Origin of the sequence: Streptomyces odontomachicola (assembly GCF_039605595.1) — a bacterium.
In the GTDB taxonomy this organism is placed as follows: domain Bacteria; phylum Actinomycetota; class Actinomycetes; order Streptomycetales; family Streptomycetaceae; genus Streptomyces.
Window position 1 is genome coordinate 499,835 of record NZ_JBCFOK010000004.1, and the last position, 13,726, is coordinate 513,560.

The 13,726-nt window shown below is 74.1% G+C and carries 7 protein-coding genes; 4 read left to right on the plus strand and 3 right to left on the minus strand.

The window, feature by feature from the left end; translation table 11 throughout:
* Window positions 1–13 precede the first annotated feature (13 nt).
* Both ABEE00_RS09965 and ABEE00_RS09970 read right to left on the minus strand, forming a co-directional pair.
* Window positions 14–2,083 (minus strand): N-acetylmuramoyl-L-alanine amidase, encoded by a 2,070-nt coding sequence (locus ABEE00_RS09965; RefSeq protein WP_345744941.1) that lies wholly within the window; start codon window positions 2,081–2,083, stop codon window positions 14–16.
* A gap of 339 nt (window positions 2,084–2,422) precedes the next feature.
* Window positions 2,423–3,592 (minus strand): aminoglycoside phosphotransferase family protein, encoded by a 1,170-nt coding sequence (locus ABEE00_RS09970; RefSeq protein WP_345744942.1) that lies wholly within the window; start codon window positions 3,590–3,592, stop codon window positions 2,423–2,425.
* Between the two features lie 365 nt (window positions 3,593–3,957).
* Between ABEE00_RS09970 and ABEE00_RS09975 the strand changes: the two genes are divergently transcribed.
* Entirely contained in the window at window positions 3,958–5,529 is a 1,572-nt protein-coding gene (locus ABEE00_RS09975) for a DNA-binding protein NsdB (protein ID WP_345744943.1), read from the plus strand.
* A gap of 207 nt (window positions 5,530–5,736) precedes the next feature.
* On the opposite strand, the gene ABEE00_RS09980 is transcribed toward ABEE00_RS09975, so the two are convergent.
* The gene (locus tag ABEE00_RS09980; protein WP_345744944.1) at window positions 5,737–7,260 is read right to left on the minus strand and encodes a PP2C family protein-serine/threonine phosphatase; all 1,524 of its coding nucleotides are present in this window, start codon (window positions 7,258–7,260) and stop codon (window positions 5,737–5,739) included.
* A 431-nt stretch (window positions 7,261–7,691) separates the two neighbouring features.
* Here ABEE00_RS09980 and ABEE00_RS09985 point away from each other — a divergent pair, with 431 nt between their 5' ends.
* The 3 genes from ABEE00_RS09985 (at window position 7,692) to ABEE00_RS09995 (ending at window position 13,560) form a co-directional block, all read left to right on the plus strand.
* Entirely contained in the window at window positions 7,692–9,185 is a 1,494-nt protein-coding gene (locus ABEE00_RS09985) for a HEAT repeat domain-containing protein (RefSeq protein WP_345744945.1), read from the plus strand.
* A 326-nt stretch (window positions 9,186–9,511) separates the two neighbouring features.
* Window positions 9,512–13,108: a hydantoinase B/oxoprolinase family protein gene (locus tag ABEE00_RS09990; RefSeq protein WP_345744946.1), complete on the plus strand. Its 3,597-nt coding sequence runs from the start codon at window positions 9,512–9,514 to the stop codon at window positions 13,106–13,108.
* Window positions 13,105–13,560 (plus strand): DUF4231 domain-containing protein, encoded by a 456-nt coding sequence (locus ABEE00_RS09995; RefSeq protein WP_345744947.1) that lies wholly within the window; start codon window positions 13,105–13,107, stop codon window positions 13,558–13,560. Before ABEE00_RS09990 ends, ABEE00_RS09995 begins: the two co-directional genes overlap by 4 nt.
* Window positions 13,561–13,726: the final 166 nt, after the last annotated feature.

The following is a 13,726-nucleotide window of genomic DNA, read 5'->3' on the forward strand; positions in this document are numbered from 1 at the left end:
TCGCTCCCGCAGTTCAGCGGGCGCGGACCAGCCGCACGTCGTCGGCCTTCACATAGCCCACCCGGTGCCCCAACTGCACCTGGTAGTACGTGAGCTTGCCGCGCACCACGGTGAAGCGCTCCGCCTCGGGGTCGAAGTCCACCGCGTAGAGGTATTCGCCGCGCTCCCGCGGACCCGCCGCATAGCGCTGGCCCTCCTTCACCGTGTAGGGCAGCGGCGAGAGCTTCTGCACCGGGATCCCCTTCGGATACGCCTCGGGCTCCGGGTAGGCGCGCCCGTAGACCGGCACCTCCTTCTTCCCCTCCTTCGGCGTGACCGTCAGGCCGCGCGCGGGCACGGCCGTGGGCCGGGACGCCGGGTTGTGGAACCACGCCTTCGCGCCGAGATACCAGATCGCTGTCCACTCGCCCTGCCGCCCGGCGACCGCGTACCGCTGGCCCGTCGAGGCCCGCGCGCCCGTGTCGTTGACGCCGGTCGTGGCCGGGCTGCCGTCGGGGCGCAGCCCGATGTCGTTCACCAGCGGCGACTTCGCGTCAGGGGCGGTGTGCAGCCGCACCGCGCCCGAACCGTGCGGCGCGCACGGCTCGCCCGCCTTCTTGCAGCCGGTGTAGACGGGCCGGTTCGCCCCGTACGAAGGACGGATGGTGACCATCGCGGAGCGCGGCCCGGTCTCCGGGTGGAACGGCTTGCCCAGCAGCGTGAAGTAGCGCTGCCAGTCCCAGTACGGGCCCGGGTCGGTGTGCATCCCCGCGATCGTCCCGGTGGTCGTGCCCGGCACGTTGTCGTGGCCGAGCACGTGCTGCCGGTCCAGCGGGATCCCGTACCGCTTCGAGAGATAGCGCACGAGCTGCGCCGATGAGCGGTACATCGCCTCCGTGTACCAGGCGTCCGGATCGGTCAGGAAGCCCTCGTGCTCCAGGCCCACCGACTTGGAGTTGATGTACCAGTTGCCCGCGTGCCAGGCCACGTCCTTCAGCGGCACGTGCTGCGCGATGTGCCCGTCGGAGGAGCGCAGCGTGTACTGCCAGGACACGTACTTCGGATCCTTTATCAGCTTGAGCGCGCTCTCGTAGGTCCCCTCGACGTCGTGCACCACGATGTAGTCGATCTTCTGGGAGACCGGCCGCCGCGAGGTGTCGTGGTTTCCGTAGTCCCATTCGCCCTGGTCGTTCTTGAACTTCTCGTACGGGGCCGGGACCCACTCGCAGGACACGCTCCGCGGGCACTCCACGGGACCCCCGGCACCGGCCCGGCTGCCGGTGGCGCGCGGTGCGAGACCGGGCGCCGCGGGCAGCGTCACCCGCTGGCCCGCGTCGGTGGTGCGCTGCTCGCCCTGGCGCAGCACCGCGTACACCTGGTCGGCGAAGGAGGAGGCCCGCGCCTTCCCCGCACCGGCTTCCGTGCCGCCCTCGGGGTACGCCGCCACCGCGCCGTACCAGTCGGCGGGGTCGGCGCTCAGCGGGCGGCCGAGGCGCTTCTGCGCGTCGGCGAGCAGGGCCGCGCCGCCGCGCACGTTCGCGGCCGTGTCGCTGCGCAGCCTCTCCGGGGACAGGCCCGTGAGCTGCGCTGCCCGCGGCAACGTCCGGAGCCTGGCGGGCAGTCGGGTGTCGCCGAGCGCGCGCAGGGCCTTCTCGGCCTCGGCGGCCGACGAGGTGCGTGCGGGGCGCTGCGTGTCGCCCCTGGCGTCCTCGCTCCCGTGATGGCCGCGGGAGGCGGAGCGCCGGAGCGCCGTGCGCGCGTCGGTGAGGTGCAGGGGGCCGTAGCCGCCGGTGACGCTGGGCGCGCCCTCGTGCGCGTCCCAGCGCGACTGGAGGTAGGAGACGCCGAGCAGCACGCTCTGCGGCACCCGGTACTCCTTGGCGGCCGCGGCGAACTCCCGCTGCAGCGCGCCGCGTTGGTCCTTCGGGGCCGCTCCGGCCGACGGGGGAGCGGCGGAGATCAGCGGAAGGAGCAGCGCGGCCGCCGCCGTGGCGGTCAGCCCGCGCGCGGCGGCCCTGCGGCGTGCTGCCCGCGGGCCGGAAGGGCGGCGACCGGGTCTGAGGGGTTCGGAGCGTCTGAGGGGCTCGGAGCGCGAACCGGGCATGGGCGTACCTCCTCTGACAGAGCGCCCACAGGCGTACGCCGGGGCGCGCGGGGCACGAGCAGTCATCAGAGGTATCGGTTGTCCGACAGTTCGTCAATCACCCCTCGACACGGGGCAACACGGCGGAATCCCGGCGCCGCGGCCGCGGCCCCCGGCCTGCGCGGCGTCACCGGAGCAGACCGGTGGCGGACAGACCGGGGACGGACAGACCGGTGGCGGCCCGCGCGCCTACAGCGCGGACCGCCTCCGGTATCCCCCTCCCCCTCGGGCCGCCTTGTCCCGTGCGGCCCGGTCACCGCCGCAGCAGCGGCGGGGCTTCCTCACCCCCGTACGGCCTCCTCAGCGCGTGCCCACGGCGGCGCGTACGGCCCGGCGCGCCAGGCCGCAGTCGTCGTGCAAGCGCCGCAGCAGCAGGCGCTGCTCCTCGCCGGCCGCCATCCCGGTGCCGGGGCGCTCGGCGAGCGCGGCGCCCGGCGTGAGCGGCATGGCGGGCTCCCGCATGGTGCGCTGCACGGCGGTCTCGTACCGGCGGATCTCCCGGGTGAGCACCAGCATCAGGTTCACCAGGAACGCGTCCCTGGCAGCGGGCCCCGAGGACTGGGCGAGCTGGCTGATGTGGCGGCGCGCTGCGGGGGCCTCGCCCAGCACCGACCACAGGGTGGCGAGGTCGTAGCCGGGCAGGTACCAGCCCGCGTGCTCCCAGTCGACGAGGGCCGGGCCGGTGGGCGCGAGCAGCACGTTGGTGAGCAGCGCGTCGCCGTGGCAGAACTGCCAGGGCGCGCCGGGCCTCCCGTTGTTGGCGTGGGCCACGCCGTGCAGGAGCTTCTGGAGGTCGCCCAGATCGCGGTCGGTGAGCAGCCCGAGCTCGTGGTAACGGGCGAGCTTGGCCGGGTAGTCCAGGGGCCGCTCGAAGGACCCGGCGGGCGGCTGCCAGGTGTTGAGCCGGCAGAAGGTGCCGATCGTGGCGCGCAGGTCGGCGCGCGGCGGCGACTCGAAGGGGTGCCTGCGGTTCGCCGCGGGGCGCCCGGGCAGGCGCTCGATGACGAGGGTGCAGGAGTCCGGGTCGGCGGCCACCAGGCGCGGCACCCGCACCGGCGGGCGGTGCCGCACGAACCCGCGGTACACCGCTATTTCGTGCGCGAACCGCTCGGCCCAGGCGGGCGAGTTGTCCAGCAGGCACTTGGCGACGACCTGATTGCGCCCCACGGTGCCCGCCAGCAGCACGCCGCCCCCGCGCCGGCGCAGCAGCCGCACCGGATGGAAGTCGGGACAGACCCGGTGCACGGCGTCGACGGCGGCCCGTAGCTGGGCCCCCTGCGGTCCCGACAGGTCGAGTCTGCCGCTGGGCGGCTGGGCACCGGGCACGTTCGTACGCCGCGGCCTTCCGGGGCCGCCGTGCCCGAGGCCCGGATACGGCGGTTCGGCGGGCACGGCCTGCCCCCTGCTGCCGTAGGGCTGCGGGCGGCGCGGCCGGGGCGGCGCGGTCACGGGGGATGTTGCTGGATACATGGGCGAGCAAGGTCCCTTCGTGCGCCGACGGATTGCCGCGCTCCCGGCCCGGTCCCCCGCGCTCCGCGTACTCCGCATCGAGCCGGAGCCGGAAGGAACCTGTGCACCCTGGGGAATGCACGTCCCCCACAATGTCCCCCGGGGGCCTGTAAACGCCCCTTGAACAATCCCTGGGGAGTGCTCTCGGGGCGGCCCCCGGAGGTGTGGGGACCGGGCCGGGAAGGCGCGTTCCTACAGGACACCCGCGCGCGGGTGGCCCACCATCTGGCGAACCCTGGCGAACCCTGGCGAATGCCCGCTTCGCCGTGGAGCGGCAGTTGCGCGGGAAGCTAGTGTCAACTCAGCCGAGAACCTGGGGGCTTGACGTGACCAAGGGACCCAACACCCGCCTCGCGGACCTCTTCGGCCTCGCCGGCTGGTCCAAAGGGGAGCTCGCGCGTCTCGTGAACCGGCAGGCGGCGGCCATGGGCCATCCGCAGCTGGCGACCGACACTTCGCGCGTGCGGCGTTGGATCGACACGGGGGAGACCCCGCGCGATCCGGTGCCCAAGGTGCTGGCCGCCCTGTTCACCGAGCGACTCGGCCGTGTCGTGACCATCGAGGACCTCGGGTTCAGCCAGCCGGGGCACGCGGGGAAGCGGCAGCGGTCCGATGCGGACGAGCTGCCCTGGGCGCCCGAGCGGACTGCCGCGGTCCTCACCGAATTCACGGGAATGGACCTCATGCTCAACCGACGCGGCTTGGTGGGCGCGGGCGCCGCGCTCACCGCAGGATCGGCACTCAGCGGTGCCATGCACGACTGGCTCAAGACGGACCCGGTACCGGCGGCCGTCCCCTCCTCCGACGACCCTCATCTGATGGACCAGGCGGCCATGGACCGCTATGAGGCCGCGCCCGTGGGCACCCAGGAGATCGAGGCGCTGGAGCGCTCGGTCGAGGTGTTCCGCGCCTGGGACGCGGCCCGCGGCGGCGGGCTCCAGCGCAAGGCCGTGGTCGGCCAGCTCAACGAGGTGGGCGGCATGCTCGCCTACCACCACCCCGGACACCTCCAGCAGCGGCTGTGGGGGGTGGCGGCCAACCTGGCGGTGCTCGCCGGGTGGATGTCGCACGACGTGGGCATGGAGCCCACGGCGCAGAAGTACTTCGTGATCGCCGCGCACGCGGCCCGCGAGGGCAACGACCGTCCGCGCGCCGGTGAGGCGCTGTCCCGCGCGGCGCGCCAGATGGTGCACCTGGGCCGCCCCGACGACGCGCTGGACCTCATGAAGCTCGCCAAGTCGGGCTCAGGCGAGGCCACGCTCCCGCGCACCCGCGCCATGCTGTTCACCATCGAGGCGTGGGCGCAGGCGTCGATGGGGCACGGGCAGGCGATGCGGCGCACCCTCGGCCAGGCCGAGGAGCTGTTCGCCTCGGACAAGGGCGATGTGCCGCCGCCGAGCTGGATGCAGATGTTCGACGAGGCGGACCTGCACGGCATGCAGGCCCTGGCGTTCCGCACGCTCGCGGACCACGATCCCTCCGCGGCGCACACGGCGGAGGGGCACGCGCGGCTCGCGCTGGACCTGCGGGAGAAGGGCCGCCAGCGGTCGAAGATCTTCGACTACATCTCGATGGCCTCGGCCTGCTTCATCGCCGACGACCCCGAACAGGCCGACAGGTACGCGCGGCTGGCCCTGATGAGCATCGGCGAGAACTCCTCGCACCGCACATGGGACCGCCTCCGCGAGATGTACCGCCTGACGGCCCAGTACGCGGGCTACCCCAGGATCGAGGAGCTGCGCGAGGAGATCCAGCACGTGCTCCCGCGCGCACCGAAGCCGGCACGCGGCGGTGGCGTGTCCGGCAGCGGCAGCGTGGCCCGCAAGGTCAAGAAGCCCGGCGGCGAGTGGTCGGCCGACCCGGGCAACCAGGGCAGGGGCGGCCGCCGTTCGGTCTGATCCCGTACGCGGTCACGGGGCCCGCACAGGGTCCGCGTACGACTGCGTACGGGCTGGATGCGGGACTGCGGCTCTACGGGCCGCGGTTACGGGACGCGTACAACGGCTGTGCCTGCCGTGCCGTCGGGGCTGTGCTCGCAGGGGCTCTGCTCGTCGTGCCGTCGGCCGGTCGTGGTCGGTCGCCGGCCTCGTCAGTTCGGGGCCTCGTCAGTCGCCGACCCTGGCGACCAGCACGCAGGCGTCGTCCTCGCGCTCCCTGTCGCCGAACTCCTCGACGACGGCGCGCACGCACTCCTGTGCCGTGCGGGCCGCGGTGAGGCGCGGCGCCAGCGCGAGCAGCCGTCCTGTGCCGGTCGCTGCGCCGTCCCCGCCCGGGCCCTCGTACGCCGGGTCCAGCTGGGCGCTGCGCGGGGCGAGTCCGTCGGTGTGCAGCACGAGCACGTCGCCGGGCCGCAGTGACTCGGTGCGCTGTCCGTAGGCGGCGCCCGAGGTGGCACCCAGCAGGACGCCCTCGGGCGGCGTGAGCACCCGCCCCGCACCGTCGCGGAACAGCAGCGGTGCGGGGTGGCCCGCCTGCGCCCAGGTGAGGGTGTGGGCGCGGGGGTCGTAGCGGCAGCACAGTGCGCTGCCCAGTGCGGGCTGTGCGGCGGAGTCCAGGAGCTGGTTGAGGTGGCCCATGAGCTCGCCCGGGGCCACTCCGGCGACGGCCATGCCGCGCACGGCGCCGAGCAGCATCGCCATGCCGGAGGTGGCGGCGACGCCGTGGCCCGTGAGGTCGCCGGCGGACAACAGGGTGCGGCCGTCCGGGAGTTCCAGCGCGTCGTACCAGTCGCCGCCGATCAGGGCGCCGGTGGCGGAGGGCAGATAGTGCGAGGCGAGGTCGAGCATGCCCTCGCCGGTCTCGGCGCCGGCGCGGGAGAAGCGCTGCGAGCCGCGCCACGGCGGCAGCACGGCCTCCTGGAGCTCGACCGCGACCCGGCGCTCGGTCTGCGCCCTGTGCTGCTCGCGGCGGAGCGAGTCGCGGGACTCGGACAACGCGCGCTCGCTGCGCCGCAGTTCGCTGACGTCGCGCAGCACCGCCCACATGGAGGCGGTGCCGCCCGCCTCGTCCAGCACCGGCTCGCCGACCAGGTGCACCGTGCGCACGCCGCCGTCGGGGCGGATGATGCGGAACTCCCTGTCGATGGGCCTGCCGTCGACGAGGCAGTCGGTGACGGCGGCCGCCAGCCCGGGCTGGTCCTCCTCGCGCACCCACGAGGGGAGCTCGTCCAGCGAGAGCGGGCCGTCGGACGCGGTGCGGCCGAAGATCGTGAACAGCTCGTCGGACCAGGAGATCTCGTCGGTGAGCAGATTCCACTCGGCGCTGCCCACGCGGGCCACCAGCGAGCCGGGGCCGGCTGTGCCGGCGCCCGTGCCGTACGCCGCACCCGTGGCCCCCGCGGCGGGGATGGCGGGGACCGCGGTGGCCGCCGCGCCCGGCGTCTCCTCCGGCACGCCCTCGCGCAACTGCCCGAGGTGGCCGTCGAGGTCGTCGAGGTGGTGCGCCACGAGGTCGCACAGCGCGCGCTGCCAGCGCGACTTGGCGTCGTCGGCGCCCAAGTCCTCGTCGGCTCCGCGGCGCACGGCGTCGATGCCGCCGCGCAGCCGGTGCGTCTGCGTGATCAGCGAGTCCAGCACACCGTGCTCGGACGCTTCTGCTGCGGGCTGGTCCGCGGGCACTTGGGACGGCATAACGCTCTCCGCTGTGAGATGAGGGCCGGGTACGACTCTTGCACAGGCTGCGATGCACCGTAAGGGATTTGGCAATACACGATCCGGTGGTGCTGGCGGCATATGTCCCGCGGTGGTTGACGCCGGGCGCACCACGTGCTTCCCGCCGGCATTCGCGCGCCGTCCGTTCCTCCGCGCTCCCCTTCTTCCGGCTTCGCGCTCGCGGCACGGCGGGGCGCGGCGGAGGGTGTCCTTCCGCGTCGCGGAGCGCGCTCTTCCGGTACGTCACCCCGGGCTCGGCGGAACGCGTCGTTCCCGGTAGGCTCCCGCGCCGGTGCTCCACGGTTGTGGCAGGGCCGCCACCAGGAGTAGAACCACCGGCACCGGCAAGAATGCCGGTCAACGGGAAATCCCGTTGCCAGCCCATTACCCCGCACCGGATGCTGAACCTTATGTTCGTCGATTCCGTCGATTCAGACATAGCGCCCAGCGGCACCCTGCTCGGCCTCCTCCAGAGGGGCCGCGGCGACGGGACGCTGCACGCGCTCGCCGCACCGCGTACCGAGGCGCTCCAGGCGCTCCGGCACTGCGTGCTGCACGATCCCCGGCGCGACTGGCACATCGAGCACCGCTCGCTGTATTACGCCCGCCTGCACATGGAGCTCGACGCCGGGCTCGACGACATCGCGGACCACCTCTTCCACGCCGAGGACGGGCTGGGCGGTCCCCATCGGGCCGAGGCGCGCACCGGGCTGGCGCTCTCCGTGCTCGGCCACCTCGCCTCGTACGGCGTGCCGGGCGCGCTGGCGCTGCTGCGCAGGTATGCGGCCTCCGGGGCCAACTGGCAATGGGCGCTGGACGAACTCGCCGTCCGCGACGACGACGAGGGGCTGCGCCCGCTCGGCCCCGCCGTCCTCGCGCGCTTCCCCCGTACCGCCGAGGGCGACGCCGCGCTGACCGCGGCCGCCCGCGAGTCCTTCGAGCCGCGGCCCTGGCGCCTGTGGGCCGAGGACCCCGACCACCCCGACCAGGCGGAACGCCTGCGCCGCGTGCACGAGCAGGGCTCCTTCGACCGCTGGCAGCGCCAGATGCGCTCCGGGCCGCGCCCCGGCTGGAGCGTGCGCGAGGTCCTGGACTGGGCGCAGGAGGGGTACGAGCGGGAGCCGTACGAGGAGGAAGCGGCCGGCGAGGGCGCCGGTGCGCCGCGGCCCTCGCGCGAGGCCCCGGCGGCGCGCTGCCTGGCCGCCGTCGCGGGGCCCGGCGACCGCGCCGAGCTGCTCGCCGCCGCGCGCGGCCTGCGCGAGGGCGCGCGCATGGCGGCGCTGCGGCACCTCGCGGAGCGCGAGGACCCCGAGGCGCCCGACCTGATCGAGGAGGCCGTCGCCGGTACGGACGGCGAGGTGGCGCGCTCCGCGCTGGACTCCTTCTCGCGCATGCGGGGAGCGGGCGCGCTGGAGCGCGCCCGCAGGTGGGCCGCGGCCGGCGAGGACGCGCTGCCGCACGGGCTGGCGGCCGCCGCGGCGCGGATGCTGGCCTGCCGCGGTACGCAGGAGGACGCCGACGCCGTACTCTGCGCGCTGCGCCGTACGGTGCGCCGCGAGGGCCCGGACGGCGAGGCCCTGTGGCCGCTGGTCGACGGGGCCGGGCGGCTGGGCATCGCGTGCGCGGCGCCGGTGCTGCGGCATGTGTACCGCGAGACCGCTTCCTCCCAGTTGCGCGGCCGCACCGCGCGGGCGCTGGCCGCGACCGACCCGTCCTTCGCCGCGGGCTTCGCGGTGGAGTGCCTGTGGGACTGCGAGGAGACCACCCGCGAGGTGGCCGCGCAGCACGCCGCGACCGGCGACGAGCGCGTGGTCGAACGCCTCCGCAGCCTGGCGCAGGACCCCGCGGAGGAAGAGGGCGTCCAGTCGGCGGTACGGGGCCGCCTGAGCCCCGAGGCGGGCTGACCCCAGCTCCCGCCGCGCCACACACCCGTCTCGCTTCACGCCGTGCGCGGCTGCGCAGCCCCGCACCACGCTTTGCGTGGCCGCACACCCTTGTCCCGCCGCAGCGGCGAGCACCCCAGCGGGGGTCGGCGGCGGTTGAAGCGCGGCGTGCCCCTCGTCGGAGCGGGACCGGAGCGCGTGGCGATCCCGGGCGGCGCGGTCTCCGGCGGGAGGCGCGGGTGCCGCCAGGCACCGGCGAAGGGCGAAGGCGTTGAACGGACACGTCATGGGGTGGGTGTGTGCGTGCTGGGCGTTGCGGCCCCACCCCCACTGGCACGATGGCCCCCATGACCGCGCGTTGGGAATTCTGGATCGACCGGGGCGGCACCTTCACCGACGTCGTCGGGAAGCGCCCTGACGGAAGCCTCGTCACGGAGAAGCTGCTCTCGCACGACCCGGACCGGTACGACGACGCCGCAGTCGAGGGCGTACGCAGGATGCTCGGGCTCGCGCCGGGCGAGGACGTTCCCGCCGACCGCGTGGACGCCGTGAAGATGGGCACGACCGTCGCCACCAACGCGCTCCTGGAGCGCAAGGGCGAGCCCACCGTGCTGCTCACCACCAGCGGTTTCCGCGACGCGCTCCGCATCGCGTACCAGAACAGGCCCCGCATCTTCGACCGCCGCATCGACCTCCCCGAGGCCCTGTACGACCGGGTGATCGAGGTGCCGGAGCGGGTGGGGGCCGAGGGCGACACCGTACGGCCCCTCGACGCGCAGGCCACGTCGGAGGCACTGGACGCCGCGTACCGCGACGGCTTCCGCAGCGCCGCCGTCGTGCTGATGCACGCGTACCGCCACCCCGAGCACGAGCGCGAAGTCGCCCGCCTCGCGCGCGAGGCGGGCTTCCCGCAGGTGAGCTGCTCGCACGAGGTCAGCCCGCTGATCAAGCTGGTGTCCCGCGGCGACACGACGGTCGTGGACGCGTACCTCTCACCCGTACTGCGCCGCTACGTGGAGCAGGTGGCCTCCCAACTCCGCGGCGTACGGCTGATGTTCATGCAGTCGAACGGCGGGCTGCGGGAGGCCGGGCACTTCCGCGGGAAGGACGCCGTGCTCTCCGGGCCCGCCGGCGGCGTCGTCGGGATGGCGCGCTCGTGCGCCGAGGCCGGGCACGACAAGGTGATCGGCTTCGACATGGGCGGCACGTCGACCGACGTGTCGCACTACGCGGGCGAGCTGGAGCGCGTCTTCGGTACGCAGGTCGCGGGCGTGCGCATGCGGGCGCCCATGATGGACATCCACACCGTGGCGGCGGGCGGCGGCTCCGTACTGCACTACGACGGCGCCCGCTACCGGGTCGGCCCTGACTCCGCCGGCGCCGATCCAGGTCCCGCCTGCTACCGGCGCGGCGGCCCGCTCACCGTGACCGACGCCAACGTGATGCTGGGGCGCGTCCAACCGGCGCATTTCCCGGCGGTGTTCGGCCCGGAGGGCGACCGGCCGCTGGACGCGGAGGGCGTACGGGAGCGTTTCGCGGCGCTCGCGGCCGAGACCGCCGACGGGCGCGGCCCCGAGGAGGTCGCCGCGGGCTTCCTGGAGATCGCCGTGCTGAACATGGCGAACGCCGTCAAGAAGATCTCCGTGCAGCGCGGCCACGACGTGACCCGCTACGCCCTCGCCAGCTTCGGCGGCGCGGGCGGCCAGCACGCCTGCGCGGTCGCCGACGAGCTGGGCGTGGATACCGTGATCGTGCCGCCGCTCGCAGGGGTGCTCTCCGCGTACGGCATCGGCGTCGCGGACGCCACCGCGCTGCGCGAGCAGTCGGTCGAGGCGGAGCTGAGCGACGAGACGCTCGACGGCGTACGGGAGTTGAGCGCGCGTCTGGAGGCGCAGACGCGCGAGGAACTGCGGTCCGACGGCATCCCGGACGGGGCGATCAGCACCGCCGCGCGGCTCCAGCTCAGGTACGAGGGCACGGACGCGGCCCTGACCGTGCCGCTGGACGAGCGCGCGGCGATGGAGGGGCGGTTCGCCGAACTGCACCGCGCGCGCTACGGGTTCACGATGGACAAGCCGCTGGTGGCGGCCACCGTCGTCGCCGAGGCCACGGGCGCCGCCGGCCCGCACACCGCCGACACGGCGGGCGAGAAGGGGGACGCGCGCGAGGGGGAGCTGCGACCCGCCGACACCGTCGGGATGTTCACGGAGGGCGCGCGCCGGGAGGTCCCGCTCTACCGCCGTACGGACCTGCGTACCGGCGACGCGGTGGACGGCCCGGCGATCCTCGCCGAAGCCGACGCCACCACGGTCGTGGACCCGGGCTGGCGCGCCGAGGTGGGGCCCAAGGGGCACCTGATGCTGAGCCGGGTGACCGCGCGCCCCGGCACGGCGGCCCTGGGTACCGAGGCCGACCCGGTCAGGCTGGAGGTGTTCAACAACCTCTTCATGGCGGTTGCCGAGCAGATGGGCGTGCGGCTGGAGAACACCGCGCACTCGGTCAACATCAAGGAGCGCCTGGACTTCTCCTGCGCCCTCTTCGACCAGGAGGGCAACCTGATCGCCAACGCGCCGCACATCCCGGTGCACCTCGGCTCGATGGGAGAGTCGATCAAGGAGGTGCTGCGGCGCAACGAGGGCTCGATGCGGCCCGGCGACGTGTACGCGATCAACGACCCGTACCACGGCGGCACGCACCTCCCGGACGTCACCGTGGTCACCCCGGTCTTCGACCGCGAGGGCCGTGACCTGCTCTTCCTCGTCGCCTCGCGCGGGCACCACGCCGAGATCGGCGGTCTGACCCCCGGGTCGATGCCCGCGTTCAGCACGACCGTGCACGAGGAAGGCGTCCTCTTCGACAACTGGCTGCTGGTGAGGGACGGGCGGCTGCGCGAGGACGAGACGCGCGCGCTGCTGGCCGGGGCCCCGTACCCCTCGCGCAGCCCGGACGCCAACCTCGCCGACCTGCGCGCCCAGATCGCCGCCAACGAGAAGGGCATCGCCGAACTGCACGGCATGATCGAACAGTTCGGCCTGGACGTGGTGCGCGCGTACATGGGCCACGTACGCGACAACGCCGAGGAGTCCGTGCGCAGGATCGTCGCGGAGCTGGACGACGGCACGTTCACGTACGAGACCGACAGCGGGGCCGTGATCCGCGTCGCGGTCACCGTGGACCGCGAACGGCGCGGCGCGGTCATCGACTTCACCGGTACGTCGGAGCAGCGCGAGGACAATCTCAACGCGCCCAGCTCGGTCGTGATGGCCGCGGTCCTGTACGTCTTCCGCACCCTCGTCGCCGACGACATCCCGCTCAACAGCGGCTGCCTGACCCCGCTGGAGGTGCGCATTCCCGAGGGCTCGATGCTCGCGCCCGCCTATCCGGCCGCGACGGTCGCGGGCAACGTGGAGACCTCGCAGGCGGTGACGGGCGCGCTGTACGGCGCGCTCGGCGTGCAGGCAGAGGGCTCCGGCACGATGAACAACGTGACCTTCGGCAACGACCGTGCGCAGTACTACGAGACCGTGGCCAGCGGTTCGGGGGCCGGGGACGGCTTCGACGGCGCGGACGCCGTGCAGACCCATATGACCAACTCCCGCCTGACCGACCCGGAGGTGCTGGAGTTCCGCTATCCGGTGCGGGTGGACTCCTTCGCCGTGCGCGAGGACAGCGGCGGTACGGGGCGGTGGCGCGGCGGCGACGGGGTGGTCCGCCGCCTCCGCTTCCTGGAGCCCATGACCCTCGCCCTGCTCACGGGCCACCGCAGGGTGCCGCCGTACGGGATGGCCGGGGGCGGCGAGGGGGCGCTGGGCACCAACGAGGTCGAGCGCGCCGACGGGACGGCCGAGCGGCTGGAGGGGCGCGACGTGGCGGAGTTGTCACCGGGCGACGTGCTGGTGTTGCGCACGCCGGGAGGCGGCGGCTACGGGGAGGCGGATCGGTGATCCCGGGGCAGAACGTCCCTGAGCGCCCCGCCGACAGTGATCCGGTCCTGGCGTATGCGCTGTCCAACCTGGCCTGGTATGCCCGCATGCGGGACCGCTCCCGGCGCTGGCACCGGGCCACCGAGCTGGCCGCGCTGCTGACCGGCTCGGTGACCGTGGTCGTCGCGGGACTCCGGGCGCCCGCCGCTGTCACCGCGGGGGTCGCGGGGCTGACCGTCTTCATCGGAGGCGTGCGCCAGATCTTCAACCGCGCGGAACGCTGGGTCGTGGCCGCCGAGGCGTGGCAGCGGCAGCGGATCGCGATCGAGCGCTACCGCCTCGTGCCGGAGGCGGAGCGCGGCGAGGCCGACCGCGAGCGGCTGTTGGCGGAGACCGAGGCGGTCGCGCTGAGCGAGCTGGAGGGCTGGGCCGCCGACCAGCGTGCGCGGGGGGCCGGTTCGCCGGCTCCGTGATCACGGAGGGTTCCTTGATCGCGGAGCCGCCAACGGGCCGTGCTCCGCGCCGAGTCGGCGACGTTCCGCCCCCGGCCGCCGGGCGCTTCGCGGGATTTGCGAGAATGTGCAGGTCGGGCGCGGTGCGAGCGCAGCATGGGACGCGGCATGGGAACGGACGTATTAC

Coding starts and splice junctions, on each gene's coding strand:
- ABEE00_RS09990 (WP_345744946.1), top strand. CDS start 9,512: ATGACCGCGCGTTGGGAATTCTGGATCGACCGGGGCGGCACCTTCACC.
- ABEE00_RS09970 (WP_345744942.1), bottom strand. CDS start 3,592: ATGTATCCAGCAACATCCCCCGTGACCGCGCCGCCCCGGCCGCGCCGC.
- ABEE00_RS09985 (WP_345744945.1), top strand. CDS start 7,692: ATGTTCGTCGATTCCGTCGATTCAGACATAGCGCCCAGCGGCACCCTG.
- ABEE00_RS09980 (WP_345744944.1), bottom strand. CDS start 7,260: ATGCCGTCCCAAGTGCCCGCGGACCAGCCCGCAGCAGAAGCGTCCGAG.
- ABEE00_RS09965 (WP_345744941.1), bottom strand. CDS start 2,083: ATGCCCGGTTCGCGCTCCGAGCCCCTCAGACGCTCCGAACCCCTCAGA.